Origin of the sequence: Pseudomonas protegens CHA0, assembly GCF_000397205.1 — a bacterium.
GTDB classification, from domain to species: Bacteria; Pseudomonadota; Gammaproteobacteria; order Pseudomonadales; family Pseudomonadaceae; genus Aquipseudomonas; species Aquipseudomonas protegens.
Map to the genome: position 1 here is coordinate 1,582,888 of NC_021237.1, position 24,838 is coordinate 1,607,725.

25 protein-coding genes are annotated in these 24,838 nt (G+C 63.7%); 20 read left to right on the forward strand and 5 right to left on the reverse strand.

The window, feature by feature from the left end:
- The first annotated feature begins 56 nt into the window (after positions 1–56).
- The 10 genes from PFLCHA0_RS07095 (at position 57) to PFLCHA0_RS07140 (ending at position 10,745) form a co-directional block, all read left to right on the forward strand.
- The gene (locus tag PFLCHA0_RS07095) at positions 57–554 is read left to right on the forward strand and encodes a RidA family protein (RefSeq protein WP_015634471.1); all 498 of its coding nucleotides are present in this window, start codon (positions 57–59) and stop codon (positions 552–554) included.
- A 25-nt stretch (positions 555–579) separates the two neighbouring features.
- The gene (locus tag PFLCHA0_RS07100) at positions 580–3,048 is read left to right on the forward strand and encodes a TonB-dependent receptor plug domain-containing protein (protein ID WP_015634472.1); all 2,469 of its coding nucleotides are present in this window, start codon (positions 580–582) and stop codon (positions 3,046–3,048) included.
- A 52-nt stretch (positions 3,049–3,100) separates the two neighbouring features.
- Positions 3,101–4,168 carry an aliphatic sulfonate ABC transporter substrate-binding protein gene (locus PFLCHA0_RS07105; RefSeq protein WP_015634473.1) on the forward strand — a complete coding sequence of 356 codons (1,068 nt, stop codon included), beginning with the start codon at positions 3,101–3,103 and terminating at the stop codon, positions 4,166–4,168.
- A 292-nt stretch (positions 4,169–4,460) separates the two neighbouring features.
- On the forward strand, positions 4,461–5,237 hold the full coding sequence (locus tag PFLCHA0_RS07110) for a 2OG-Fe(II) oxygenase (RefSeq protein WP_011059730.1): 777 nt from the start codon (positions 4,461–4,463) through the stop codon (positions 5,235–5,237).
- A gap of 4 nt (positions 5,238–5,241) precedes the next feature.
- Complete coding sequence (locus PFLCHA0_RS07115) at positions 5,242–5,991, forward strand: tRNA-dependent cyclodipeptide synthase (protein ID WP_011059731.1); 750 nt, start codon at positions 5,242–5,244, stop codon at positions 5,989–5,991.
- A gap of 130 nt (positions 5,992–6,121) precedes the next feature.
- Positions 6,122–7,549: an MFS transporter gene (locus PFLCHA0_RS07120; protein WP_015634474.1), complete on the forward strand. Its 1,428-nt coding sequence runs from the start codon at positions 6,122–6,124 to the stop codon at positions 7,547–7,549.
- A 13-nt stretch (positions 7,550–7,562) separates the two neighbouring features.
- Positions 7,563–8,894, forward strand: coding sequence for an LLM class flavin-dependent oxidoreductase (locus PFLCHA0_RS07125; RefSeq protein ID WP_041752723.1), 1,332 nt, complete (start codon positions 7,563–7,565; stop codon positions 8,892–8,894).
- A 62-nt stretch (positions 8,895–8,956) separates the two neighbouring features.
- Positions 8,957–9,295: a YegP family protein gene (locus PFLCHA0_RS07130; RefSeq protein ID WP_015634476.1), complete on the forward strand. Its 339-nt coding sequence runs from the start codon at positions 8,957–8,959 to the stop codon at positions 9,293–9,295.
- A gap of 272 nt (positions 9,296–9,567) precedes the next feature.
- On the forward strand, positions 9,568–10,212 hold the full coding sequence (locus tag PFLCHA0_RS07135; RefSeq protein ID WP_041751997.1) for a hypothetical protein: 645 nt from the start codon (positions 9,568–9,570) through the stop codon (positions 10,210–10,212).
- Positions 10,212–10,745, forward strand: a complete 534-nt coding sequence (locus tag PFLCHA0_RS07140; protein ID WP_011059736.1) for a hypothetical protein — start codon at positions 10,212–10,214, stop codon at positions 10,743–10,745. The genes PFLCHA0_RS07135 and PFLCHA0_RS07140 overlap by 1 nt, the downstream gene beginning before the upstream one ends.
- Positions 10,746–10,813: 68 nt before the next feature.
- Here the strand turns inward: PFLCHA0_RS07140 and PFLCHA0_RS07145 are convergent, their stop codons facing one another.
- Positions 10,814–11,701, reverse strand: a complete 888-nt coding sequence (locus PFLCHA0_RS07145) for a dihydrodipicolinate synthase family protein (protein WP_015634478.1) — start codon at positions 11,699–11,701, stop codon at positions 10,814–10,816.
- A gap of 31 nt (positions 11,702–11,732) precedes the next feature.
- Positions 11,733–12,515 (reverse strand): aldolase, encoded by a 783-nt coding sequence (locus PFLCHA0_RS07150; RefSeq protein ID WP_011059738.1) that lies wholly within the window; start codon positions 12,513–12,515, stop codon positions 11,733–11,735.
- A gap of 161 nt (positions 12,516–12,676) precedes the next feature.
- On the opposite strand from PFLCHA0_RS07150, the gene PFLCHA0_RS07155 reads away from it, so the two are divergent.
- Positions 12,677–13,219: a helix-turn-helix domain-containing protein gene (locus PFLCHA0_RS07155; RefSeq protein WP_015634479.1), complete on the forward strand. Its 543-nt coding sequence runs from the start codon at positions 12,677–12,679 to the stop codon at positions 13,217–13,219.
- Between the two features lie 109 nt (positions 13,220–13,328).
- Here PFLCHA0_RS07155 and PFLCHA0_RS07160 read toward each other — a convergent pair whose 3' ends face one another.
- On the reverse strand, positions 13,329–14,348 hold the full coding sequence (locus tag PFLCHA0_RS07160) for a DUF4917 family protein (RefSeq protein ID WP_041752724.1): 1,020 nt from the start codon (positions 14,346–14,348) through the stop codon (positions 13,329–13,331).
- 158 nt (positions 14,349–14,506) lie between these two features.
- On the opposite strand from PFLCHA0_RS07160, the gene yiaY reads away from it, so the two are divergent.
- The 7 genes from yiaY to PFLCHA0_RS07195 all read left to right on the forward strand — a co-directional run bounded on the left by yiaY (position 14,507) and on the right by PFLCHA0_RS07195 (position 21,282).
- Positions 14,507–15,655, forward strand: a complete 1,149-nt coding sequence (yiaY, locus tag PFLCHA0_RS07165) for an L-threonine dehydrogenase (RefSeq protein ID WP_011059741.1) — start codon at positions 14,507–14,509, stop codon at positions 15,653–15,655.
- 158 nt (positions 15,656–15,813) lie between these two features.
- Positions 15,814–16,551, forward strand: a complete 738-nt coding sequence (locus PFLCHA0_RS07170; RefSeq protein ID WP_015634481.1) for a PA3715 family protein — start codon at positions 15,814–15,816, stop codon at positions 16,549–16,551.
- Between the two features lie 25 nt (positions 16,552–16,576).
- A complete protein-coding gene (locus PFLCHA0_RS07175) occupies positions 16,577–17,308 on the forward strand; it encodes a PA3715 family protein (RefSeq protein WP_015634482.1) in 732 nt (243 codons plus the stop codon).
- Positions 17,309–17,547: 239 nt separating this feature from the next.
- Complete coding sequence (locus PFLCHA0_RS07180; RefSeq protein WP_015634483.1) at positions 17,548–18,186, forward strand: LysE family translocator; 639 nt, start codon at positions 17,548–17,550, stop codon at positions 18,184–18,186.
- 104 nt (positions 18,187–18,290) lie between these two features.
- Complete coding sequence (locus PFLCHA0_RS07185) at positions 18,291–19,640, forward strand: sensor domain-containing protein (protein WP_011059745.1); 1,350 nt, start codon at positions 18,291–18,293, stop codon at positions 19,638–19,640.
- 159 nt (positions 19,641–19,799) lie between these two features.
- Positions 19,800–20,330 carry a DUF4142 domain-containing protein gene (locus tag PFLCHA0_RS07190; protein WP_015634484.1) on the forward strand — a complete coding sequence of 177 codons (531 nt, stop codon included), beginning with the start codon at positions 19,800–19,802 and terminating at the stop codon, positions 20,328–20,330.
- A 43-nt stretch (positions 20,331–20,373) separates the two neighbouring features.
- Positions 20,374–21,282 (forward strand): SDR family oxidoreductase, encoded by a 909-nt coding sequence (locus PFLCHA0_RS07195; protein WP_011059747.1) that lies wholly within the window; start codon positions 20,374–20,376, stop codon positions 21,280–21,282.
- Positions 21,283–21,320: 38 nt separating this feature from the next.
- Here the strand turns inward: PFLCHA0_RS07195 and PFLCHA0_RS07200 are convergent, their stop codons facing one another.
- Positions 21,321–21,731, reverse strand: coding sequence for a low affinity iron permease family protein (locus PFLCHA0_RS07200; protein WP_015634485.1), 411 nt, complete (start codon positions 21,729–21,731; stop codon positions 21,321–21,323).
- Between the two features lie 252 nt (positions 21,732–21,983).
- Here PFLCHA0_RS07200 and PFLCHA0_RS07205 point away from each other — a divergent pair, with 252 nt between their 5' ends.
- Together PFLCHA0_RS07205 and PFLCHA0_RS07210 are read left to right on the forward strand one after the other, a co-directional pair.
- Positions 21,984–23,069, forward strand: a complete 1,086-nt coding sequence (locus tag PFLCHA0_RS07205) for a type I restriction endonuclease (RefSeq protein ID WP_015634486.1) — start codon at positions 21,984–21,986, stop codon at positions 23,067–23,069.
- 206 nt (positions 23,070–23,275) lie between these two features.
- On the forward strand, positions 23,276–24,049 hold the full coding sequence (locus PFLCHA0_RS07210) for a GNAT family N-acetyltransferase (protein ID WP_015634487.1): 774 nt from the start codon (positions 23,276–23,278) through the stop codon (positions 24,047–24,049).
- A gap of 7 nt (positions 24,050–24,056) precedes the next feature.
- On the opposite strand, the gene PFLCHA0_RS07215 is transcribed toward PFLCHA0_RS07210, so the two are convergent.
- Entirely contained in the window at positions 24,057–24,833 is a 777-nt protein-coding gene (locus tag PFLCHA0_RS07215; protein WP_015634488.1) for an AraC family transcriptional regulator, read from the reverse strand.
- Between the last annotated feature and the right edge of the window lie 5 nt (positions 24,834–24,838).

Below are 24,838 nucleotides of genomic sequence, written 5' to 3' on the forward strand. Positions count from 1 at the left end.
CATGCCGGGTAGCGGACCTCCGAGGCTGGCACACACAACCTTGGGAGCGTCTTTGCATGTCTTTGAAAAACACCGTCGTAGGGCTGGGGCTGTTGTTCGCCGCCAGCAGCAGTTGGGCCGCGGGAATCCAGCGCGTGCCGTCCAGCTACCCCAATTCGCCGATCCTGCAATCGGTGACCCTGCCCGCCAACAGCGAGGTGACCTACCTCTCCGGGCTGCTGCCGGACCCGGTGGACCCCAAGGCGTCCAAGGAGCAGATCCACGCCGAGGGCAACACCGAGGCCCAGGCCCGGGTGGTGCTGCGCAAGGTGGAGACGATCCTCGCCAGCCAGGGCCTGACCCTGGGGGACGTGGTGCAACTGCGCATCTACCTGGTAGGGGACCCGGCCCTGGGCGGCAAGCTGGATTTCGACGGCCTGCAAGTGGCCTTCCGCGAGTTCTTCGGCACCCAGAAGCAGCCGCTCAAGCCCGCCCGGACCACGGTGCAAGTGGCGGGGCTGGTGCTGCCCGGCGCCTTGATCGAAGTCGAAACCGTTGCCGCCCGAGCGCGCTGAGCCGCCTGTCAAAGGATCTGAAGTCATGAGTATTTCCTTGCATAAAATCCTCTTCGGCGCGGCCCCCCTGAGCCTTGGCCTGCTGGGCCTGGCGCTGCCCGCCGAACTGCTGGCGGCCGATGAAACCCTGGGCACGGTGGTGGTCACCGGGGTGCGCGGCAGCCAGCAACGCACGGTGACCGACAGCCCGGCGCCGATCGATGTGATCGACAGCGAGCAGTTGCGCAGCATCGGCCAGAACGGCCTGAAAGAAATGCTCGGGCGCCTGCTGCCGTCGTTCAACGTACCGACCATCAACGGCGGCGGCACGGCGTTCCTGGTGCGCGGGGTGAGCATGCGCGGCCTGGGCGGCGACCAGGTGCTGGTGCTGATCAATGGCAAGCGCCGGCACAACTCGGCGCTGATCAACAACGGCGCACGGGTCGGCAACGCCTCGGTGCCGGTGGACCTGGACCTGATTCCCACCGCCGCCATCGAGCGCATCGAAGTGCTGCGCGACGGCGCGGCGGCGCAGTACGGCTCCGACGCCATCGCCGGGGTGATCAACATCATCCTCAAGCGCAATGCCGAAGGCCTGACCTCCGACACCACCCTGGGCCAGTACTACGACGGCGACGGCACCACCGGCCACGAAGCCTTCAACTGGGGCAACAAACTGGGAGAGAACGGCGGCTTCATCAACCTGTCCTGGGACGCCAAGCTGCAGGAACCCTACGAGCGCTCCAGTGCCGCCAGCGGTCAGCTGTACTTCAAGCAGGCCGACGGCTCGCCGGACCCCCGGGAAAGCAATCGCCAGGGCTGGGGCACCGAGTACGGCCTGGGCCGCGATCGCACCACCAGCCTGGCCTACAACGCCGAGCTGCCTCTGGAGGACGACCTCAAGCTGTACTCGTTCTCGACCCTGAGCTACCGCAACAGCAACAAGGACCTGGGGCACCGCAAGCCCACCGACATCACCAGCCTGGCGGGCATTCCCAATGCGCCTTACCCCAACGGCGGCCAGGCGCGGCGGGAAATCCACGAGACCGATTTCCAGGTCGCCGGTGGTGCCAAGGGCCTGCTCGGTGGCTGGGACTGGGACCTGTCGAGCACCTACGGCAAGGATCGCGGCGTGCTCGACACGGCCAACAACCTGAACATTTCCAATGGCCCCTACAGCCAGCACGACTTCCACCTGGGCAACCTGGTGTTCGACCAGTGGACCAACAACCTGGACTTCTCCCGGGCCCTGGACATCGGCTGGAGCAGCCCGCTGGAAACCTCCTTCGGCGTGGAATACCGCTGGGAGAAATATGCGCTGGAGGAGGGCGAGGCCAACTCCTACAACCAGGGCAGCTATGTCCCCAACACCGGGCCTTTCGCCGGTGTGGTGCCGGACCCGGGGTTGTTCTCGGTCAACGGCACGACCCCGGAAGATGCCTACAGCCTCAAGCGCCACAGTGAGGCGGCCTATATCGACCTGGGCCTGAACATCACCCCCAACTGGTACGTCGGCGCGGCGGCGCGCTACGAGAAGTACAACCTAGGGGTAGGCGACACCACCAGCGGCAAGCTCACCACCCGTTACGAGTTCCTCCCCGGGTACGCGGTGCGGGCCGCGGTGAGCAACGGTTTCCGTGCACCGTCCCTGGCCCAGAGCGTCTTTTCCACCACCAGCACGGTCACCGAATTCGGCGCCGGTGGCACCACCACCTCGGTGCGTACCAAGCAGATGCGCCCCAACTCGCCGGAAGCGGTGGCCCTGGGCGCCAAGGACCTGGAGCCGGAAACCTCGCGCAACTACAGCCTGGGGTTCACCGCCGAGCCCACCGATCGGCTGCGCCTGACGGCCGACTTCTACCTGATCGACATCGACAAGCGCATTCTCCAGACCGGCATCCTCAAGGGCCCGGCGGTGTCGCAGATCCTGGTGGAGAACGGCCTCTCGCCGAACCTCGCCGGGCAGTACTACACCAACGCTGCCGACACCCGGACCAAGGGCGTGGACCTGGTGGCGGACTACCGCCAGTCCTTCGGCGAGTACGGCACGGCGAAATGGAGCGTCGCCTACAACCACAACAAGACCACCATCCGCGACCTGGCGGACACCCCGGCGGCCCTGTCGCGCCTGGGGGCGGGGTATGTGCTGTTCGACCGCCAGCAGCAGATCGACCTGACTAAATCCACGCCCAAGGACAAGTGGATCCTCTCCGGCAACTACAAGGTCGGCGACTGGACCACCAACCTGCAGTTGACCCGCTTTGGCGAGTACACCGAAGGCTCGAACATCCCGAGCAACGATCGCACCTACAGCGCCAAGTGGATCACCGACCTGGACGTGGCCTACGACGTGACCCAGAACCTCACCGTGGCCGTGGGCGCCAACAACCTGTTCGACGTGTACCCGGACAAGATCGGCCTCAAGGCCTGGGCGGGAACCTATGAATACGGAATGTTCTCGCCCTATGGCCTGGGCGGCGGCTACTACTACAGCCGCGTCAGCCTGGCGTTCTGAGCATGACCACGATCACTCTCGCAGGAGCTGGCTTGCCAGCGAAGGCGGCGGCATGACTGGCGCAGGGTTCAAGGGCCATTCGCCAGCAAGCTGGCTCCTACACCCGTGGCGTCCTGCAGGTCGTTTACCTGGTGGGAGCTGGCTTGCCAGCGAAGGCGGCATGAAGGGCGCAGGGGGCAGGGGCGGTTCGCCGGCAAGCCGGCTCCTGCAAGGGCTGGTGTTGTGTTTGTGGCTGGGTAGTGCACTGGCGCAGCCGGCGCTGCGGGTGTCCAGCCAGAAGCAGTCGCTGAAGATTCTGCTGCAGGCGGCAGGCGAGCTGGAGCAGGTGCCGTACCCCATCGAGTTCGCCTCCTTCGCTGCCGCGGCCCCCACCGCCGAGGCCCTGGCCGCCGGGGCGGTGGATATCGGCAGCCTGGGGGATGCGCCCTTTGTGTTTGCCGCCGCGGCCGGGGCGCCGCTCAAGACCGTGGGGGTGATCAAGCTCAAGGTCACGCCGACCGCGGTGGCGATCGTGGTCAAGGAGGATTCGCCGCTGAAGCAGGCCGCCGACCTCAAGGGCCGGCGCATCACCACCACCCGGGGCTCCATCGGCCATTTCCTGGCCCTGGCCGCCCTGCGGTCGGTGGGCCTGCACGGCGCGGATGCGCAGTTCATCTTTCTCCAGCCGGCCGAATCCCGCAGCCTGCTGAGCAACGGCCAGGCCGATGCCTGGTCGACCTGGGACCCCTATACCAGCATGGTGCAGATGGAGGGCGGCAGCCGGGTGCTGGTCAGTGGCGAAGGGCTGTTCGCCGGGCACATGCTGCTGGTGGCCAACGACCAGGCGATTCGCGACAAGCCGCAGCAGATCGCCGACTTCCTGCAGCGCCTGGATCGTGCCTATGCCTGGGCCAACCAGCATCAGAGCGAGTTTTCAAAGATCCAGGCCGGCTACAGCGGTTTGCCGGTGGAGGTGCATGAGCGTTCCAATCGCTACTCGGTGCCCCGGCGTATCGCCGTAGGCCCGGCCGTGGTGGAGGACGTGCAGCACACCGCCGATCTCTACCGCGAGGAGGGCATTATTCAGAAGACTTTCGATGCCGCAGCTTACATGGATGCTCAATTCAATGAAGTTGAATGAGTGTGTGGCAGTTTTATTAATTGATCTCGGGAGGTTTTAAATAAATAAAGAGCAATAATGTCCTTCGCTTAATTTAACTATCAGCAAATTTCATAATCTTCTCGCAGCACTTTCAAAGTGCCTGTGGTGGCCGCTATTTGCCTGATTTTCGATACATTTTTAAGTTTGGATATTAGAGATAAAGGATATTTCACAAGGCCATCGCAACTGCCTAAGGTGGCCCTGAAACAAATTATTACGTTCTACCGATGTTGTACTTCGTCGCTACTTCCAGGGAATTAAGGGAGCTTGCATGTTCACAGTCACTACGGCCGACAAACTTGAAGCGCGGCATATCCTCGATGTTGTGGAAAAACGCTCTTACGGCGTTCAGCTCAAAGGTTTCTGCCCACCGGATACCTTGCAGGTGGCGCGGGATCATCTGTATCAGCAGGAACTGCGCAGTGCCTTCAGCCAGCAGCAGGAATTCGTCCGGGTCGGCAAGGCTTATATCGAGATCCAGGATGAGCAGAGCCGGGCCGAATACCACGCCCTGGCCCTGCCCAACATTCGCAAGATCCGCAATCTGTTCCGGCCACTGGCCTCGCCCATCGACGAACTGCGCCTGCTGCTGGACGAAGTCTGGCCGCAGGGCGCGCACCTGTTGCAGGTGGACGGGCAGAAGTGTTTCGTCGGTATTGCCCGCTTCCAGGGTTCGGGGGTCGATCTCACGCCCCACACCGACAAGCTTGAACGCAATGCCCCCGAGGGCCACAGCCCGCAGTTGCTGACCCAGCTGTCCACCAACATCTACCTGGAGATCCCCGAGGATGGCGGCGAGCTGGAGATCTGGGGCATCGAGCCGGACGAGCAGGAGTACAACCGCCTCAAGGGCGAACGGGCCTACGGCATCGAACGCCACCTGCTGCCGCCGCCGGATTTCGTGGTCAAGCCCGAGCCTGGCGACCTGATCCTCCTCAACCCGCGGCTGATCCACGCCGTGCGCCCTTCGGCCAGCAGCACCCGGGTCACCCTCGGGGTCTTTATCGGTTACTACGGCGAACACCAGCCTTTGGCCTACTGGAGCTGAACTCATGAGCAAGGTGCAGGAAATCAACCTCAAGGCCTACTTCAACAAGGGCGGCGAGGAGCACGAATTCGACGGCAAGCGCGTGGTACTGGCGGTCAGCGTCGGCCAGGAATATCACGAGGACCAGAAGCTGCGGTCCACCATTCACTTGATCAACCAGTCCGGCTTCAGCCACGTCAAGGTGGTGGTGGCCGATACCCTGCAACGCCACAACAAGCACGGCAAGTCCCCCGGGGAGGCGCTGTCGGCGGCGATCCGCGATGGCGATGCCTGGCTGGCGCGCAACCAGAGCATCCTCGACGGCCTGCGGGTGCCGTACCACATCACCCGCTGGAACCAGGAACTGGCCAGCGACCGCTATGCCGAGCTGCGCCAGCAACTGAACCAGGTCTACCAGCAGCGCGAGGAACTGCGCGACGCCATCGACAGCACCATCGGCGTATTCACCGAGCGCCTGCGCCTGCGTGACGAACACGCGGACATCGAGCGGGCGGCGGCCCAGTGCCGGGAGTACATCCTGGAAGAGATCCCGATCATCCTGCCGCTGTGGGCCGACGAGGGTTACCACTACGTGCTCTACCCGCAGCAGATGACCACGGCCATGGCCACCAGCCGCGAGTTGCTGATCGAACCCCACAGCCCGGACCGGGTGCGCTGGCTGCCCCTGAAGTTCAAGAAGCGGGGGATCCCGATTCCCTTCACCTTGCCCGGCGCCATTCACCCCAACTGGACCAGCGGCGCCATCGCCATCTGATCCGCCGCGATCAATGTAGGCGCTGGCTTGCCAGCGAAAGCGCCCCTGCCGGCGTTGCCGTACTCAAGGGGCTGTTCGCCGGCAAGCGGGCTCCTACAGAGCGTTTTTTTATGACTGACAAGGAGTTTCCATGAGCGTTTTTGCGCAACAGCAACGCAAATGGTGGGCATTGCTCGGTGTGAGCATCGCCAGTTTTCTCGGCTGTGTGGATTTCACCATCGTCAACACCGCGTTACCGGCCCTGCAGGCCGACCTCGGGGCCTCGGTGGACGCCCTGCAATGGGTGATCAACGGCTTCATCCTGGCCCTGTCGAGCTTCATGGTGCTGGTGGGGCGCCTGGCCGACCTGCATGGGCGCAAGCGGGTGCTGTTCATCGGCCTGACGGTGTTCGGCCTGGCCTCCCTGGTGGCCGGGCTGGCGGGGCAGATCGATACCCTGATCGGCGCGCGGGTGGCCCAGGGGCTGGCATGCGCGGTGCTCTATACCGCCTCGGGGGCGATTGTCTCCAGCACCTTCGAGACCGCCGAGCAGGGTCGGGCCTTCGGCGTGCTGTTCGGGGTCAATGGAGTGGGGCTGGCGGTCGGCCCGGTGTTGGGCGGGCTGATAACCAGTGCCTTCGGCTGGCAGTGGATCTTTCTCATCAACGTGCCCTTCGTACTGCTGAGCCTGGGCATTTGCAGCTTCAGCGTGAAGGAGTCGCGTTCGGCCGAGACCGGGGCGCGCCTGGATGGTTGGGGCGCGCTGCTGTTGCTGATCGGCCTGCCGAGCCTGGTGCTGGTGATCGTCCAGGGCGGCAGCTGGGGCTGGGGCTCACCCCTGACCCTGGCCCTGGTGGCGCTGGCGGTGCTGGCCCTGGGCGCATTCCTGGCGGTGGAGCGGCGGGTGGCCGCGCCGATCATCGACCTCAAGCTGTTCGCCAACCGGCGTTTCGTTGCCGGGGTGGCGGCCAGTTTCGGCCTGGCGCTGTTCTACTGCGTGGCGTTTTTCGTCATGCCGCTGTACCTGGCGCAGATCCGCGGCGAAACGGTGCAGGCCAGCGGCCTGCTGTTGCTGCCCACCACCCTGGGGGTGGCGCTGCTGTCACCGCTGGTGGGGCGCCTGGTGGATCGCAAGGGGCCGGCGCTGCTGATCAAGACCGGGCTGCTGCTGTTCGTGCTGTCGGCGTTGTTGCAGGCCGGTTTCGATGGCCAGACTTCGCTGCCTTATCTGCTGGGCGCCTTTGTCGTCATGGGCCTGGGGTGGGCCAGCATTCTCGGGCCGTCCACGGTGCTGGGGATTTCCTCGGTGCCCCAGGAAGTGGGCTCGGTGGCCATGGGCTCGCTGATGACCTTGCACAACGTCGGTGGCGGTGTCGGGCTGGCGGTGGGGGTGGGGCTGTTCCATCACTTTTCCGCCACGCCGCTGGACGATGCCCAGGGCGCCTTTCTCAATGGTTACCGCGCGGTGATGGGCTTTCTGGCGGTGGTCACGCTGCTGGTCTGGGCCTCGGTGAGCCTGCTCTTGCGCACGGCCCCGGCGCCGGTGCCGACGGCCGAGGAGGGCACCAGCCGTGGCTGAGCGCGGCGGGCAGATGGGGCTGGGGGCCTTTCTCTCCGGCTCCGGCGCCCATGGCGGCAGTTGGCGCCATCCCCAGGCGGATGCCGATGCTTCGTTGAATTTCCAGCGCTACCGGCACTACGCGCAAACCCTGGAGCGGGGCTGTTTCGACGCCCTGTTTCTCAACGACAACGTGGCGGTGGGGGACCTGGACCCGCGGGTACTGGCCCGCAGTTCCTACAGCCTGCGCTGGGACCCGCTGACCCTGCTGCCGGCCCTGGCGGTGGTGACCCGGCATATCGGCCTGATCGCCACCGCCAGCACCTCCTACAACGAGCCCTACAACCTGGCGCGCAAGTTCGCCTCCCTGGACCACCTGAGTGAGGGCCGGGCTGGCTGGAACCTGGTAACCGGGCTGGTCGGCGGCGAGAACTTCAACCACCCCGAACCCCTGAGCCACGCCGAGCGGTACGCCCGGGCCGAGGAGTTCTTCAGTGTGGCCAGCGGGCTGTGGGACAGCTGGGCCGACGACGCCTTTCCCCGGGACAAGGCCAGCGGCCAGTGGCTGCGCCCGGAGCGCATGCACCTGTTGCAGCACCGGGGGCGGTACTTCCAGGTACAGGGGCCGTTGAATGCACCGCGGCCATTGCAGGGCTGGCCGGTGATCGCCCAGGCCGGGTCGTCCGGGCCGGGCTGTGAGCTGGCGGCGCGCTGCGCCGAGCTGGTGTTCACCGCCCAGACCGACCTGCAGCAGGCCAAGGCTTTCTATCGCGAACTCAAGGAACGGCTTCCCGCTTACGGGCGTCATGCCGGGCAGTTGAAAATCTTCCCCGGCATCGCCCCCACGGTGGGCCGCACCCTCAACGAAGCCGAGGAGAAGTACCAGCAATTGCAGGAACTGCAGGACCCTCAGGCACAGCTCAAGGCCCTGTCCTACCTGCTGGACCTGGGTATCGACCTGTCGCATCTGCCCCTGCATGCGCAGGTGCCGTTGCTGGACGATGCCGCCCCCACCGAGCGGCATAAAAGCCGCCGGCACCTGGTGCAGGAACTGATCCGCCGGGAGCGGCCGAGCCTGGCGCAACTGCTGCGCAGCCTGTCGGCCAGCGGGCACAAGGTACTGGTGGGCACGCCGGGGCAGATCGTCGATGAGCTGGCTACCTGGTACCAGGAATACGCCGCCGACGGCTTCAATGTGCTGTTCACCCATCTGCCGGGGGCCATCGACGATTTCGTGCAACTGATTACCCCCGAGCTGCAGCGCCGGGGTCTGTTTCGCCAGCGCTACACCGGCCACAGCCTGCGCGAACACCTGGGGCTGGCGCGGGTGGAAAACCGTTTCTTCAGCCACCGGGGCAATGGCTGAATGGCTGAAAGAGTCTTTACTCTCAAGGCGCAACGCCCATCGATCAACCCAGGAGCTACAGCATGTCCGGATGGTATGAGTTGAAGAAAAGCAGCAACGGCCAGTTTCGCTTCGTGCTCAAGGCGGCCAATGCCGAGGTCATTCTCAGCAGCGAGCAGTACACCACCCGCGCCGCAGCCGAGAACGGCATCGCCTCGGTGCAGGCCAACAGTCCCCTGGAAGAGCGCTACGAGCGCAAGAGCGCCAAGGATGGCAAACCCTATTTCACCCTCAAGGCGGCCAACCACCAGATCATCGGCAACAGTGAAACCTATTCCTCGGAAGCGGCCCGGGAAAAGGGCATCGCCAGCGTCAAGGCCAACGGCCCCAGCCACAACATCAAGGACCTGACGTCCGTTTAGGCCCGGCTCCACACACCCTCGACAGCACCAGGCCCGAACCCAAGCAGCGTTCGGGCTTTGTGCTGCCAGCGGGTTTTCACAAGCACCTGGCATTTGCCTGGAGGCCGGGCGAGGGCAGCGTATTGTGATCTGGCAGGCCGCCAGCCGATTGGCGGCGGAGTTATGGCGCAATGCCATCATTTGCCTTATCCTCCGCGCCCGTCACCGGGCGCTCGGCAGGCCTGGCACTCTGGTTGACGTTATCAATCATTGTCCAAGGGATCTGCGACCTCATGATTCGCCCTCTCGTATTACTCGCCGCGCTGCTGGCGTTGAGCGGTTGCTACAGCCTGTCTTCCACGAAAGTTGCCGAGAGCATGCGCCCCGACTCGCAGTCGGGGGTGGCCTATGTGGTGGGGGTGGTCGGCATCTGGCCGAAGGCGGTGCACACCGCCAACGAACAAATGCTGCTGATTCGCCCGCGCGGCGGTGACGGGTTCGCCTCGGCGCGCTTGTACAACCAGATCTACGGCCGCACGCCACGGGATGTGCGCGAGACCTGGCACGGCATCGGCAGCCTGTTCGTGATGCCGCTCAAACCCGGGCGCTACGAGATCTACAACCTGCATTTCGACCGCGGCAACGTCACCGCCTGGAGCCGCGAAGACTTCTCCATCCCGTTGGAACTGGAAGCCGGCAAGGCTTATTACCTGGGTGATTTTCGCGCCGGCTGCCTGTCGGCGTCGGGGGCCAAGTGCGTGTTTCTGCACAGCGACCACCTGGAGCGCGACGCCGCCCTGGTGCGCGCCAAATACCCGCAGGTGCCGGACCTGCAACGGGTCGATCTGGAGAAGATGGAGGAGGTCACGTCGTTGATCGTCAGGGAGCAGGGGCCCAAGGCGTCGATGCTCAAGGCCATGCTGTCGGGGGATCTGTAATGCGTAGTCAATTGTGGTTTTTGATGGTGCTGATGCTGGGGCTTGGCGGTTGCCAGACCAGCCACAGTCTCAAGCCGGCCGAGGTGGATTATCAGCAGCGGCTACCGGCGATCAGCGTCAGTGTGATGGGGGCCATCCCTGCCGGCCTGATCCGTGACGAACTGCGTCGTCGCGGCACCTTCGAGCAGGTGCAGCCGGGGTTCAGTGCCGATGGCTACAACGTGATCGTGATGGCCAACAGTGATTACTTTGGCTGGCAGAACATTCCCATGGGGCTGCTCAGTGCCATGACCTTGTTTATCGTACCGGGCCGGACCACTTGGGACAGCCAGGTGATGTTCCATGTCAGCCGCGGTGACCAGGAGGTGGCCAAGTATCGGGTCAGCAACCAGACCCGCTCCTGGCGTGGTTGGGCCAACACTGATGGCGGCCAATACCAGCATGTGCGGCGCATCACCGACGACTTCATTGCGCAGATGCTGCAGGACCCGCAGTTCAAGGCCCAAGCCCCGGTGGCGCTGGACAGTCACTGAACCACGCGTGATCGCGGCCCATGCCAAAGCCCGGACGGTGTCAGCCGTCCGGGCTTTTTTTCAGGAAATCAACCCAGGCTCTGCAGCAGCGTCTGCAACTGTTGGCGACCGCCCTCGTTCAGTGCGAATACCGGCTTGCGAGGCTCCCCGGTGGGCAGCCCGGCGAGCTCCAGCCCGGCCTTGACCGTGGCCGGCAAACCGCCCTTGAGGATGAAGTCCAGCAGCGGCAACTGGCGGTAGAACAGCGCCCGGGCGCGAGCCAGGTCGTTGCTCAGCACGGCCTGATAGAGGTCGAGATTGAGCTGCGGGATCAGGTTCGCCGCCGCTGTGCACCAGCCACTGGCACCGGCAGCGAAAGCTTCCAGGGCCAGCGGGTTGCAGCCGTTGTAGAACGGCACCTGGCCTTCGCCCAGCAGTTGCAACTTGTGCATGCGCTGGATATCGCCGGTGCTTTCCTTGACCAGGGTGACGTTTTCCACGGCGTGGAAGATCTTCAGGATCAGTTCCACCGACATGTCGGTGCCGCTGGTGGCCGGGTTGTTGTAGAGCATGATCGGCACGCCGATGCTGGCGCCGATGGCCTGGTAGTGAGCGAGGATCTCGGCTTCGCTGAGCTTCCAGTAGGAGGCGGGCAGCACCATCACCACGTCGGCGCCCTTGGCTTCGGCAAAACGCGCGCGGCGGATGGCCTTGGCGGTGGTCAGGTCGGAGACGCTGACGATGGTCGGCACGCGCTTGGCCACGTGGCGGATGCTGAACTCGCTGACCTGGTCCCATTCGGCGTCGCTCAGGTAGGCGCCTTCGCCGGTGCTGCCCAGGGGGGCGATGGCGTGGACGCCCGCGTCGATCATGCGGTCGATGGAACGCCCGAGGGCGTCCAGGTCCAGGCCTTCGCCGTTGGGGCCGAAGGGGGTGACGGTGTAGCCGATGATGCCGTGGATCTGGGTAGTAGGCATGGTGCAACTCCTGCAAGGCATAAGGGGTGGATCAGTTCAGGCAGTCGGCGTGTTTTTTCAGGTTTTGCCGAGCGTAGTAGTTGAAGGCGGCGCTGTGGCGCTTGGGCTTGGAAATCCAGTCGTGGGCTTCGCGGCCCAGCTCCGGGAGGATCGGCTTGATGGTGCCGGCGGCCATGGCCAGCAGTTGCAGCTTGGCCGCACGCTCGATCAGTTGAGCGATCACGCAGGCTTCCTCGATGCTCGCGCCGGTGGACAGCTGGCCGTGGTGGGAAAGCAGGATCGCGCGCTTGTCGCCCAGGGCGGCGGAGATGATTTCGCCTTCTTCGTTGCCCACTGGCACCCCCGGCCAGGCTTCGAGAAAGGCGCAGTCCTCGTACAGTGGACAGAGGTCCATGTGCGACACCGCAAGCGGCACTTCGATCATCGACAGCGCGGCGACGTGGGTCGGGTGGGTGTGGATGATGCAGTTCACGTCCGGCCGGGCGCGGTATACCCAGCTGTGGAAGCGGTTGGCCGGGTTGGGCATGCCGTGGCCTTCGAGGACCTCCAGGTCTTCGTTGACCAGCAGCAGGTTGCTGGCGCTGATTTCATCGAAGCCCAGGCCCAGTTGCTGGGTGTAGTAGGTGCCCGGTTGCGGGCCGCGGGCGGTGATCTGCCCGGCGAGGCCCGAGTCGTGGCCGTTCTCGAACAGAATGCGGCAGGTCAGGGCCAGCTTTTGTCGGTCGGTCCACGTATTATCCGCCAGGGTATTTTGCATCTGGGTCAGGGCTTGCTTGACCAGTTGGTCTTTGGGCAATGCTAATGTCTTGGCCATGTCGAAGGTCCTTTGAGAAGTGCAATGGACGTCGGATCTGCGCTTCACCTGCTGCTTGCGACGGCGCTTGGTGAATTGCGATGACACTTAAGAGGCTATATGACACTTTGTGTCATTGGCAAGCGCCAATCGTTGTTTTCTAGATGGATTAACCGCTCTACATGTCTATCCGTTTGAAATTACTGAGAAAAAAACTGGGCGTGACCCTGGAAGCCCTGGCCGAGAAATCCGGGATGACCAAGAGCTATCTGTCGAAAGTCGAGCGCGGGCTGAACACGCCGTCGATCGCTGCCGCGTTGAAGCTGGCCAAGGCGCTGAACGTCAAGGTCGAGGAACTGTTCGCCGAGGACAGCATCAGCCTCGACAGCTACAGCCTGGTGCGCAGCGACCAGCGCCAGTCACTGGCGGCCAATGGGCAGGTCCCGGGTTATGCGGTGCTGGCCCATCAGGTCAGCGAGCGCAACCTGCTGCCGTTCATCATCTACCCGGCCCGGGAATTCAGTGACAAGACCTTCAAGGAACACCTGGGGGAGGAGTTCCTGTTCGTCCACGAAGGCCAGGTGGAAGTGGATTTCATGAACGAGCGGGTGATTCTCAACCGTGGCGATGCACTGCACTTCAATGCGCAGAAACCCCACCGCATCCGTTCCGTGGGGGACGAGCAGGCGCAGTTGCTGGTGGTGGTGCACAGCAGCGAGGACTGAAGGCGTTCAGCACCGCCAGGAGCCGGCTGGTTGGCGAATGGGCACCAAGACATGCATCGCCCTGGCGGACGTCTTCGCTGGCAAGCCAGCTCCTACAGGGCGGGAGTGCTCAGCGCTCCACGGGCACCGACAGGGCCGGGTTGCCCAGGGCGTGGGTCTTGGAGTCGAAGAAACGCAGACTCAGGTCCAGGCCTTCGAACAGCTTGGCGTAGTGGCGTTTCTGGTGCTGGATGAACGCCGCGCTGCGCGGGTAGATGGAGATCGCCAGGGTCTGGGTCGCCGACTGGCGGATCGCCTGGACCAGGTGGCTGTCCTGGGGCCCCAGGTTGTGGCCGAAGATGCACAGCGCGCCGCTGTGATCCAGCAACTGCTGGTAGCAGAACGACAGGTAATCCGAGCTGCGGATGGTCTTGAGCTTGTCCGCCAGCGGCCCCTCGCTGACGAACAGCGGCACGTCGTCCAGGGTCTTGAGGGTGTTGTTGATGGCGAAGCTGCCCAGCAGGGTGCCTTCGGTGGAGGTCAGCTTGCGCGCGCTGCCGTCCAGGTTGCGCACCAGGTGCAGGCCGCCATGCAGGTAGAGAATGCGGGTCGGGGCGCTAGGGGCGCTGCCCAGTTCGAAGGCCGGATCGGCACCGTGGAACAGGTCGTCGATGCCTTGGCTGTCCTGTTGCACGGCCCAGTAGTTGAGCAGGTCATAGTTGCTGGTGAACACCGTGGGATAGCGCCGCAGTTCCTGGTTGATCGCCGCCAGGCTCTGCTCCTGGACCAGGCGCCAGGGAATGTGCACCGCGTGCACGGTGTTGATCAGCGCTTCCTTGATGGCGTAGTAGCGATTGCGCGGCGCCGCCGAGCTGACTGCCAGGGCCTTGTTGACTCGGCTGGTGGTTTTCAGGGCGCCCAGTACCTGCTCGAAACTGCGGGTCTGCAGGGCCTCGAATACGCTGAGCTCGGACTGGCTGAGGGGTTTTTCTTCCACTGTGCGAGCGTTTTCGAACAGTGAGTCGTAGGCAAAGTCTTCCCACACGGCACGGCTGGCGCCGTTGCCGATCAGCAGGCCACTGAACGGTGTGCTGGCACCCAGGGCGTTCCAGTCTTCAAGTTCGGCATCAAATTCCTGGAAATCCATCATCGCGGTCATCGGTCTCAAGGCTGGAGGTATTTCGGCTGGCGACTTTATCACGACCGACCCTTGAGCCAGATCAACAACGCCGGTGACCGATCGGTCGATCCTGTTTGGCAAACATTGCATCGACACCGTGAAATCGGCATTCGCCGGGAGACCTTCTGATGAGCAGCACCTTTTTCATTCCAGCCGTGAACATCATGGGCATCGGCTGTCTCGACGAGGCCATGAGCGCCATCCGCAACTATGGATTTCGCAAGGCGCTGATCGTCACTGACACGGGCCTGGCCAAGGCTGGCGTGGCCAGCATGGTGGCCGAGAAGCTGGCCATGCAGGACATCGATTCGGTGATCTTCGACGGTGCCAAGCCCAACCCCAGCATTGCCAACGTCGAGCAGGGCCTGGCGCAATTGCAGCAGGCACAGTGCGATTTCGTCATCTCCCTGGGCGGCGGATCGCCCCATGACTGCGCCAAGGGCATTGCCCTGTGTGCCACCAATGGCGGGCAGATCCGCGATTACGAAGGCGTCGACCAGTCGGCCAAGCCGCAACTGCCCTTGATCGCCATCAACACCACCGCCGGCACTGCCAGCGAAATGACCCGTTTCTGCATCATCACCGACGAATCGCGCCACGTGAAAATGGCCATCGTCGACCGCAACGTCACGCCGTTGCTGTCGGTGAACGATCCGGCACTGATGGTGGCGATGCCCAAGGGCCTGACCGCCGCCACCGGCATGGATGCCCTGACCCACGCGGTGGAAGCCTATGTGTCCACCGCGGCCAACCCCATTACCGACGCCTGCGCCCTGAAGGCCGTGGAAATGATCAGCGCCAACCTGCGCCAGGCGGTGCACGACGGCAACGATCTGCTGGCACGGGAGAACATGGCCTATGCGCAGTTCCTCGCCGGCATGGCATTCAACAATGCGTCCCTGGGTTTCGTGCACGCCATGGCCCACCAGCTGGGCGGCTTCTACGACCTGCCCCATGGCGTGTGCAACGCGGTGCTGTTGCCCCATGTGCAGAGCTTCAACGCCACGGTATGCGCCCAGCGCCTGACCGATGTGGCCCACGCGCTGGGAGCGGACATTCGCGGTTTCAGCCCGGAAGAGGGCGCCCAGGCGGCCATCGCGGCGATCCGCACCCTGGCCCGTGATGTGGAGATTCCCGCCGGTTTGCGCGAGTTGGGCGCCAAGTTGCAGGACATTCCGCTATTGGCGGCCAATGCCCTCAAGGATGCCTGCGGCCTGACCAACCCGCGTCCGGCGGATCAGCGGCAGATCGAGGAGATTTTCCGCAACGCGTTCTGAGGGACGGGACCCTTCGCTGGCAAGCCAGCGAAGGGTTCATCCGCGCGCCCGGCACCACAGACTCCCGAGCAACTGCTCCCGGCGTTGAAAGCGCCCGCGCCGCGGAGGATAGTGCGACCTGAAATGGCGCTCTATCCGCCTGTCACAAGGAGTCGTGAATGATCCGTTGCTCTTCCCTGGCCCCGCTTCTGGGCAGCCTGGCCCTGCTGGCCGGTGCCACATCCGCCGCCGCCCAGTGCCTGCCGCCGCCACGCAATGCCGAAGTCCCGGGCTTTTCCCTGTGCAAGGACTGGCCGGCCTTTGCCGACCAGAGCATCAGCCTGCTGTCCGAGCAGGTTCCGGACCCCAGCGACACCGGCACCGATGACGGCACCTACAACCTGCAACTGGCAGTGCTGGACCGCAGCAGCGGACAGGCCCTGGCCAGCTATGAGCAGCCTGCCGCCTTTGTCTCCGACGCCTTTCGCCTGGAGAGCGTGAAGCTCGATACCGGGCGCTTCCAACTGACGCCTCAGGTTCGAGCGTTCGGGGTCCGGGCCGCGTTCGAGGGTTCATCCAGGGTCAACCCGTTCAATCAGACCTGGCTCAGCCTCTACGTGCGCGAGGGCAGTACCCTGCGCCCGGTGCTGGAGAAGTTCGTGGCCCATTCCTACAACGGCGAATGGGATGGCCAGTGCGCCGGCGAGGGCACTAAAACCACGCGCACCCTGGATATCGCCAAGACCCGCAGCCACGGTTACGCCGACCTGATCGTGCGTTCGGTCAGCGTCAGTACCCAGAGCAAAAAAGTCGGGGAACAATGCCAGTCCACCTCCGTGGCCGCCAAACCGGTGGTCAGCACCCTGCACTACGATGGCCAACGCTACGTCCTGCCCAATGGCTTCAGTGGCATCTGATACCGGCGATTGATAAGGAAGCTTGATGAACCTGCTTGAACAATCGACCCGTGGGCTGGTGCTGTGCGCGTTGCTGGGCGTGGCGACGATGGCGCTGGCCGAGTGCGACAACAGCCCCAATTCCCCGGGAGAACTCCACGTCTGCAAACCCTGGCCGGCGGAAGACGGCATCAACATCGGGGTTCGAGCAACGCCGGTGCAAGGGGCCGAAAACGCCAAGGTACCTCGCTACAACCTGGATGTGGCGCTGCTGCTCGACGACAGCGGCTGGGCCGTGGCCAGCTACAACAAGGACCTGGCCCGGCGTTCCGATGGCTTGGCCTTGCAGGGGTTGCAGATCGATACCGGGCGTTACCAGTTGAGCGAGGAGGAGCGGGCCTTTGGCCTGCGGGCCACCTACCGCCGCGCCTCAAGCACCCACCCCCATGAGAAAACCGTGCTGACCCTGTTCGTGCGTGATGGCAAGGGCCTTCCGCCTAGGCTCGAAGGGCTGGTGGTGGATGAGCGCCGCGCTGAGCTCGGCCGGGGCGGTGAGTGTGTCGGGCGCAGCCGGACCCTGCACCGGACCCTGGAACTGGGCAACGGCCAGCGCAACGGCCATGCCGACCTGCTGGTGCGTACGCGAATCGTCGACACCGAGCATTTCAAGGGGCCGGCCGGTTGCGAGAGCCGCGACCTGGCGCCCAGGGACAGCCGTGTCACCTTGCACTACGACGGCCAGCGCTACCCCTTGCCGAAAACCTTGACGGGAGCGTGAACCATGCACAAGGGGCTCAACCACCTGAGCCTGGCCGTCAGCGATCTGGCCTCGCGATTGCTGGCCTGGCGCGATCATCCTTACCCGGGAATGCGCTTTTACTCCGCCGATTGAGAGACTGTTCCACAGGGGCAGCTGACGAAAGCGGCTGGTGGCAAGGTGCCTTGATCGTGCAGAATCCGCCACATTCCCCCTGTGCCTGGCGTTTTTGTCAGGCGCATCGTCCTGGAGTCTTGCTGATGACCTCATCGCTGTTGCTGGCCGTTATCGCCTCGGGTTTCATTTATGCGATCACCCCCGGGCCCGGAGTGCTGGCGGTGTTCGGCATCGGCGCGGCCCGCGGGCGGCAGGCGGGGGCCGGTTTTCTCTGCGGGCACATGCTGGGCGACGTGGTCTGGTGCAGCACGGCGCTGATCGCCATTGTCGGGGCCCGGGAGATCGGCAGCGATGCGTTCAATATCCTTGGCGTGCTCAGCGGCCTGTACCTGTTCTGGCTCGGCTTGCGGGCCATCCGCAGTAAACCGCGCGATGGCGACGAACCCCAGGGCCCGGCGCGCAACCCGTTCTGGCACGGGATCCTGTTCGGCCTGACCAATCCCAAGGCTTATCCGGTGGCGGTGGCAACCTTCACCGCGCTGCTCTCCAGCCGCGCGGAGCTGTTGACCTGGTCGATGCTGCCGGGGCTGATTGCCCTGAGTTTCCTTGGCGGCCTTGGCGCATACGCTATCCTCATCGGCATCGTCGGCGCGCGTAAGGTACGCAATTGGTACCAGCGCCACGAGCTGGCGATCACCCGGGTCTGCGGGGTGATGTTCATCGGTTTCGCGATCAATGCCCTGCTGCACGCAGTGCAAGGGTTGGTCGGCAACAAGGCGTGACGCGCCGCGCGGGTTGCGACGGTGTGCAGTTGCAGGCTTCGGCCTGCGACCGGGCTCAAGGGATGGGTACTCAGTGCATTTTTCATGGGTAGTAGCTTTCTCTGATGGCAACCAAGAACTCCGCGCCTCTGGCCAGTTTCATCGACCTGCTCCTGGACGCCGTGTGCGCCGTGGATGTCGAGGGTCGCTTCGTGTTCGTCAGCGCCGCCTGTGAGCGGGTCTTCGGCTACACCGCCGACGAGCTGATCGGCCGCCCGATGATCGAGCTGGTGCACCCGGCCGATCGTGAACGTACCTTGCAGGCCGCCCGGGAAATCATGGGCGGGGTGCCCAAGCCGAATTTCGAGAACCGCTACGTGCGCAAGGACGGGCGGGTGGCGCATATTCTCTGGTCGGCGCGCTGGTCGGAAGTGGATCAGTTGCGCATCGCCGTGGCCCGCGACATCACCGAGCGCAAGCAGGCGGAATCCCGGCAGGCGGCGCTGTACGCGATTTCCGAGGCGGCCCATGCCACCGAAGACCTGCTGGTGCTGTTCCGGCATGTGCATCGGATCATCGGCGAATGGCTGCCGGCGCTGAACTGTTCCCTGGCGCTCTACGACGAGCGCAGCGCCAGCCTGAGTTTTCCCTATCACGTCGATGACTGCGAAGGCAGCCCGGAACTGCCGGGCACCTTGATCGAACGCTTCTGCGTCGAGGTGCTGCAATGCGGCCAGCCCTTGCTGCTGGCGCCGGAGTGCCCGGTGAACCGGGTGCTCTGGAGCGAGTTCGCGGCTATCCAGGGTTCGCGCTGCTGGCTGGGCGTGCCGCTGAATTCGCAAAAGGGCACCATCGGCGTGCTGATGGTCAAGAGCGCCCCGGGCACCGAAAGCTACAGCGAACAGGACCAGGAACTCTTGCAGTACGTCAGCGCGCAGCTGGCCGCGGCCATCGAACGCAAGCAGCTGCATGCACGCCTGCACTACATGGCCGAATACGATCAATTGACTCACCTGCCCAACCGCGAACTGCTGCGCGAGCGCCTGCGTTCGGCCCTGGCCCGGGCCCGGCGCGAGTCGGGGCGCATGGCCCTGCTGTATGTCGACCTGGACAAGTTCAAGGAGGTCAACGACACCTGCGGGCACGCGGTGGGGGACATGCTGCTGCAAGCGGTGGCCAACCGGCTCAAGGGCTGCGTGCGGGAAACCGACACCGTGGCGCGGATCGGCGGCGACGAGTTCGTGATCCTGCTGGAGAGCGTGCAGCACAGCGAGGATGCCCAGCGGGTAGCGGAGAAGATCCGGCGGACGCTGGGCGAGCCGCTGCGCCTGGACGGCCACTCGTTGAACATCCTGCCGAGCATCGGCATCGGCCTGTATCCCGAGCATGGCCTGGAGGAAAAGCAGCTGTTCAAGCACGCCGACGAAGCCATGTACGCGGTCAAGCGGGCACAGAAAAGCCGCTCCAACGCCTGAGCCGGCAAGCACCGGATGAAGCCCTGGCCCGGCCGTGCCGGGGTTCACCGTTCGTCGTGCAAGCGAGGGTTTTTCTAAACCTTTGCGCCCCCCACCTTTCCCTATGCAGACGGGAGCCATGGCTTCCGGCAGATCAATTTGCAAGCGGAGAGCCACCTCATGAACCCCATGGCCACAGTCATGCGCGGTGCCGGACTGGCACTGCTCCTGGGCCTTGGCGCCACCAGCGCCCTGGCCCAGTCCCCCGCGGATTTCATCGACGACGCCTCGGCCAAGGGCATGGCCGATATCGAAGCCAGCCGCCTGGCCCACCAGCAGACCTCATCCAAGGCGGTCAAGGAATACACCATCCAGGTGATCAACGACCGCACCACCGCCAACCAGCACCTGGCCAAGATCGCCAAGCAGCTGGACTTGCCGGTCGCCCCCCGGGAACAGGTGATGGACCAGGCCAAGCGCCTGATGCCCCGCGTACCTGAGGCCGAGGGCGAGGACTTCGACCGCGCCTACGCCGCCAGCCAGGTCAAGGCCACCGAAGAAGCCATCGAGCAGATCCAGCAGCAGGCGCAGAGCAGCGAGGTGCCGGAGCTCAAGGCATTTGCCGAAGAGACCCTGCCCAAGCTGGAAAACCACCTGCAGATGGCCAAGGCCCTGCAGGCCGGGCGCCGGTCCGACCGGCTGGACGGTTGAGCCCCGCCGTTGCCCCATCCTTGCCCTTTAGTTGGAGAGCACCATGTCGACTCAACCCGTATCCAATCAGTACGCGATGCAGGATCCCCTGACCCAGTACCCCCAGCCGGAATTTCCCGACCAGCCGCAAACGGCGCCGGGCATTGACCAGGACATGATTCCCCGTCCCGACCACGGCGAGCACAGCTATCACGGTTTTGGCCGGTTGCTGGGGCGCAAGGCCCTGATCACCGGCGGCGATTCGGGTATCGGCCGCGCGGCGGCCATTGCCTATGCCCGTGAAGGCGCGGACGTTGCCATCAACTACCTGCCCGAGGAGGAGCGTGACGCCCGCCAGGTGATAGAGCTGATCAAGGCCGCCGGGCGCAAGGCCGTTGCGCTTCCCGGCGATATCAGCGACGAACGTTTCTGCCGCGACCTGGTGCGCCGCGCCCATGAGCAACTGGGTGGGCTGGACATCCTGGTCAACGTGGCGGGCAAGCAGGTGGCGCAGGAGGACATCGCCGACATCAGCACCGCTCAGTTCGACGCCACCTTGAAGACCAACGTGTATGCCTTGTTCTGGATCTGTCAGGCGGCCTTGCCGCTGATGCCGGCTGGCGCCACGGTGATCAACACCGCGTCGATCCAGTCCTACCAGCCTTCGGCCAGCCTCCTGGATTACGCCACCACCAAGGCAGCGATCGTGGCTTTCACCAAGGCCCTGGCCAAACAGGTGATCGGGCGGGGGATCCGGGTCAACGCCGTGGCGCCGGGGCCGATCTGGACCGTACTGCAACCCAGTGGTGGCCAGCCTCGGGAAAAGATCCCGCAGTTCGGCCTGCAAACCCCCATGAAGCGTCCGGGGCAGCCGGCCGAATGCGCTCCCCTGTACGTGCTATTGGCGTCGCAGGAATCGAGCTACATCACCGGCGAAGTGTTCGGGGTCACCGGCGGCAACCCTCTGCCCTAGGATGATCGGCGCAGGGGCCTGCCTTCGCCGAGCCGATCTCAGCACTGATTGAGATCGGTCTTGTCCTGCTGGCTGGAGGTGCTGACGGACAGCTCGGAATCGCCGCCCTGGCCGATCTCGCGGTATTCGCGGCGCATCTGCTCCAGCTGCTTGAGGTCCAGCCCGTCCAGGTTGAGCATGGCGTTGTGGGCCGCCTTGGTGGCCCGCAGCAGCTCGTCGATCTTCAAGTGCAGAATGTCGTTGTCGCGGTTCTGGGTGTTCTGGATCAGGAACACCATGAGGAAGGTGATGATGGTGGTGGAGGTATTGATGATCAACTGCCAGGTGTCGTTGAAGTGAAACACCGGCCCGCTGAGCCCCCAGATCAGAATCAGCAACAGCGCGCCGAGAAAGGTTTTCGGGCTGCCGGCCCACATCGACAGCGTTTGCGAAATCTTCGAGAACTTCATGACCGTGTTCCTTATGGGGGAGGTGTCTGAAGCTGTGACAGCAGGGCTCTGGTGAAAGTGCTTTTTTCGTTAATTCACCGAGGTATGAGGGCTCCCGATGGGAGCTGTTTTATCTTTTACCCAGCTGCCTGGCAGTAACCTGTGTTTGAGTTGACGGGGATGTCTGTCTTTGTACCGGTTTGTGGCTAGTATCAATGGCGTTCAAAGTGCCATCACGCTAATACACGGATCGGAAACTGTCAGAGGTCTCTCATGGAATTTCTTGAAAAACTCACCAGTCTTGCTGCCAAGGTACGTCTACAAGGCGCGGCCATTCAAACCGAAGAGGCGACGAAAAACGCGTTCGTCATGCCTTTCATCAGTACGGTCCTGGGTTATGACGTTTTCGATCCCATGGAGGTGACGCCAGAGTTCGTCTGCGATGTCGGGACCAAGAAGGGCGAGAAGATTGATTACGCGATCATCAAGGATGGCGAGGTGCAGATGCTTATCGAGTGCAAGAAAATCGGTGAGCCGTTACACATCAATCATGCATCCCAGTTGTTTCGTTACTTTCACGTGACCAGCGCACGTATATCCATCCTCACTAATGGTCAGGTCTATAAGTTTTTCACGGACCTGGATGCGCCGAATAAGATGGATGAAAAGCCTTTCCTTGAGCTTGATCTGCTGGACATTGATGAGTACTCGGTGCCGGAGCTGATCAAGCTGACCAAGTCGGCGTTTGATGTCGAGTCGATTCTCAGCGCAGCGGGCGAATTGAAGTATGTCAGTCAGATCAAGAAGGTAGTCGCTTCACAAGTCAGCAAGCCGGACGATGACTTTGTGAAGGTCTTTGCATCGCGAGTCTATGAAGGCGTGATCACGCAAAAAGTACGCGATCAGTTTTACGAACTGACGCGCAAAGCCATCGGTCAGTTCCTCAATGATCAGATCAATGACCGTTTGAAGTCCGCAATGAGCGGGGCTAATCAGGTTCTCATTCCCCAGCATTCGGCCCCCCTCAACGATGAAGCGGGAGTCGATGAGGAGGAGCGCACAGATGAGAAGATCTTCACGACCCTGGAGGAGCTTGAGGGATATCACATCGTACGAGCGGTGGTGCGCTCGGTGGTTGATGCCAAGCGTATTGTGCAACGCGACACTCAGAGCTATTTCGGCATCCTGCTTGACGATAACAATCGCAAGCCGATTTGCCGTTTGCACTTCAATAGATCACAGAAGTACATCGGTATTTTCGACCAGGACAAGGTTGAGACTCGCCATCCCATCAACTCTGTCGACGAGATTTACGAGTATTCGGAACATCTAAAGAAGACGGTGGGTTTTTATGACTAGGTGACCGGGCTCGCAGTGAAACTGGCGAAGGCGGCAGGAGGGGCGCTTCCTGACCGCTGGAGCAGAGCAATTGGCTGCCCGCTTACACCTCACAACACTCCTTCGCACAATAAAACAGGATTGTGCTGGAGCTGTCGGGGCGCTGGGCTTAACGTGGCCCGGGCCAGGTGCCCCATGGGGCGCCACGACGCTCAAGGAGGCAGCTTATGTCGGCCAGTACCGGTGCTTCGGTCATCGACCTGTATCACCAGGCGCAAGACTATTTCTTCGTTTCCATCTCCCAGTTCTATCGACGTTTCGGCAGTGGCCTGAGTGCCTATTGCACCGGGGTCGAAGCCAGCAGCCTGAACCTGTTGATGATGAATGTCTGCGCCGTCGACGAGCCGGGGGCGTTGGCCGAAGGCGTGGCGTTCCTGCAGCGCACGGGCATGCCGTTCTGTGTGGTGGTGCCCGAGGCGCTGGTGCCCCGGGTCAGCGGGCAATTGCACCAGCAGCATCTGCTGGCGGCGGACAAGACCACCTGCATGGTGCTCGATCTGACGCGCCATGAGCCCCGGCAAGCGCTTGCGGCGCAGGCCCAGGTGCGCTGTAGCGACCTGCGCCTGGAGGATTGGGCGCAGCCCGTGCAGAGTGCATTCGAGTCCGGCGAGGGGGGGATCGAGCAGTACCTGGCCCGGCATCGGGCGGCGCTGTCGGAGGGCCGGGCCCTGAGCCATTTCACCCTGTATGTCGAGGAGCGCCCGGTGAGTGCCCTGACCCTCTCGCTGCTGCCGGGGCTGGCGCGCCTGGATGACATCGGCACCGTGCAGGATTGCCAGGGCCAGGGCTATGCCACGGCGCTGATTCAAGCGGTGCTGGCGTTCGCCCGGGCCAGGGGCGCCAGGACCTGCGTGCTGGAAGCCTCCCTCGATGGCCTGTCGATCTACCGCAAGGCCGGCTTCGAACCGCTGTTCGACTACCGCACCTTCTGCCAGGAATGAGCCCGCCCTAGCGGGCAGCGTTCTGCCGGAACTGGCTCGGGCTGAGCCCGGTCAGGGCCTTGAACTGGCGGCTGAAGGCGCTGTGGTCGGTGTAGCCGCATTGCAGCGCCACCTCGGTGATGGGTTCTTCGGTGAGCAGCAACTGCGAAGCGTGTTCCAGGCGGACCTTGTGGATCATCTGCCGTGGCGTGAGGTGGAAGATGCGCTTGCAGTAGCGCTCCAGCTGGGCAGTGGACAGGCTGGCGATGCGGGTCAGGTCGTCCAGGCGGATGGCCTCGCTGTAGTGCTCGCGGATATGCCGGTCCACCGCTGCCAGGCGTTCATAGGCCGGATGGGTGTCATGGGCGGCCTGCAGGTCCAGGGAGATCCCGGCCATGCCGATGATCTGCCTGTCACGCCCGTACAGCGGCAGTTTGTGGGTCAGGCACCAGCCGGGCTCGCGGCTGCCATACAGATGCAGTTCCAGCTGGCCCTTGATGGTGATGCCCTGACGCAGCACGCGCTGGTCCTGCTCGGTGTAGACCGGGCCGAGCACCGCCGGGAAGACTTCGGCGGAGGTCTTGCCCAGCAGGGGCCGCACATTCTTGAAACCGCAGCGCTGGGCCAGGGTCAGGTTCGCCACTCGGTAGCGGGCCTGCAGGTCCTTGATGAAGAACACCGCGCTGGGGATGCAGTCCAGCAGCGGGGTGATCGGCGCCATATTGGCCAGCAGGCCATTGAGGTCCCGGGGTGCATGGGCGGCGATGGCCCGGGGCAAGTGGTGCAGCTGTGCGCCATCGATCATCGTCT

What these genes read in the sequence shown, in the direction of transcription:
- PFLCHA0_RS07095 (WP_015634471.1), top strand. Translation starts at nt 57, where the DNA reads ATGTCTTTGAAAAACACCGTCGTAGGGCTGGGGCTGTTGTTCGCCGCC.
- PFLCHA0_RS07100 (WP_015634472.1), top strand. Translation starts at nt 580, where the DNA reads ATGAGTATTTCCTTGCATAAAATCCTCTTCGGCGCGGCCCCCCTGAGC.
- PFLCHA0_RS07105 (WP_015634473.1), top strand. Translation starts at nt 3,101, where the DNA reads ATGACTGGCGCAGGGTTCAAGGGCCATTCGCCAGCAAGCTGGCTCCTA.
- PFLCHA0_RS07110 (WP_011059730.1), top strand. Translation starts at nt 4,461, where the DNA reads ATGTTCACAGTCACTACGGCCGACAAACTTGAAGCGCGGCATATCCTC.
- PFLCHA0_RS07115 (WP_011059731.1), top strand. Translation starts at nt 5,242, where the DNA reads ATGAGCAAGGTGCAGGAAATCAACCTCAAGGCCTACTTCAACAAGGGC.
- PFLCHA0_RS07120 (WP_015634474.1), top strand. Translation starts at nt 6,122, where the DNA reads ATGAGCGTTTTTGCGCAACAGCAACGCAAATGGTGGGCATTGCTCGGT.
- PFLCHA0_RS07125 (WP_041752723.1), top strand. Translation starts at nt 7,563, where the DNA reads ATGGGGCTGGGGGCCTTTCTCTCCGGCTCCGGCGCCCATGGCGGCAGT.
- PFLCHA0_RS07130 (WP_015634476.1), top strand. Translation starts at nt 8,957, where the DNA reads ATGTCCGGATGGTATGAGTTGAAGAAAAGCAGCAACGGCCAGTTTCGC.
- PFLCHA0_RS07135 (WP_041751997.1), top strand. Translation starts at nt 9,568, where the DNA reads ATGATTCGCCCTCTCGTATTACTCGCCGCGCTGCTGGCGTTGAGCGGT.
- PFLCHA0_RS07140 (WP_011059736.1), top strand. Translation starts at nt 10,212, where the DNA reads ATGCGTAGTCAATTGTGGTTTTTGATGGTGCTGATGCTGGGGCTTGGC.
- PFLCHA0_RS07145 (WP_015634478.1), bottom strand. Translation starts at nt 11,701, where the DNA reads ATGCCTACTACCCAGATCCACGGCATCATCGGCTACACCGTCACCCCC.
- PFLCHA0_RS07150 (WP_011059738.1), bottom strand. Translation starts at nt 12,515, where the DNA reads ATGGCCAAGACATTAGCATTGCCCAAAGACCAACTGGTCAAGCAAGCC.
- PFLCHA0_RS07155 (WP_015634479.1), top strand. Translation starts at nt 12,677, where the DNA reads ATGTCTATCCGTTTGAAATTACTGAGAAAAAAACTGGGCGTGACCCTG.
- PFLCHA0_RS07160 (WP_041752724.1), bottom strand. Translation starts at nt 14,348, where the DNA reads ATGATGGATTTCCAGGAATTTGATGCCGAACTTGAAGACTGGAACGCC.
- yiaY (WP_011059741.1), top strand. Translation starts at nt 14,507, where the DNA reads ATGAGCAGCACCTTTTTCATTCCAGCCGTGAACATCATGGGCATCGGC.
- PFLCHA0_RS07170 (WP_015634481.1), top strand. Translation starts at nt 15,814, where the DNA reads ATGATCCGTTGCTCTTCCCTGGCCCCGCTTCTGGGCAGCCTGGCCCTG.
- PFLCHA0_RS07175 (WP_015634482.1), top strand. Translation starts at nt 16,577, where the DNA reads ATGAACCTGCTTGAACAATCGACCCGTGGGCTGGTGCTGTGCGCGTTG.
- PFLCHA0_RS07180 (WP_015634483.1), top strand. Translation starts at nt 17,548, where the DNA reads ATGACCTCATCGCTGTTGCTGGCCGTTATCGCCTCGGGTTTCATTTAT.
- PFLCHA0_RS07185 (WP_011059745.1), top strand. Translation starts at nt 18,291, where the DNA reads ATGGCAACCAAGAACTCCGCGCCTCTGGCCAGTTTCATCGACCTGCTC.
- PFLCHA0_RS07190 (WP_015634484.1), top strand. Translation starts at nt 19,800, where the DNA reads ATGAACCCCATGGCCACAGTCATGCGCGGTGCCGGACTGGCACTGCTC.
- PFLCHA0_RS07195 (WP_011059747.1), top strand. Translation starts at nt 20,374, where the DNA reads ATGTCGACTCAACCCGTATCCAATCAGTACGCGATGCAGGATCCCCTG.
- PFLCHA0_RS07200 (WP_015634485.1), bottom strand. Translation starts at nt 21,731, where the DNA reads ATGAAGTTCTCGAAGATTTCGCAAACGCTGTCGATGTGGGCCGGCAGC.
- PFLCHA0_RS07205 (WP_015634486.1), top strand. Translation starts at nt 21,984, where the DNA reads ATGGAATTTCTTGAAAAACTCACCAGTCTTGCTGCCAAGGTACGTCTA.
- PFLCHA0_RS07210 (WP_015634487.1), top strand. Translation starts at nt 23,276, where the DNA reads ATGTCGGCCAGTACCGGTGCTTCGGTCATCGACCTGTATCACCAGGCG.
- PFLCHA0_RS07215 (WP_015634488.1), bottom strand. Translation starts at nt 24,833, where the DNA reads ATGATCGATGGCGCACAGCTGCACCACTTGCCCCGGGCCATCGCCGCC.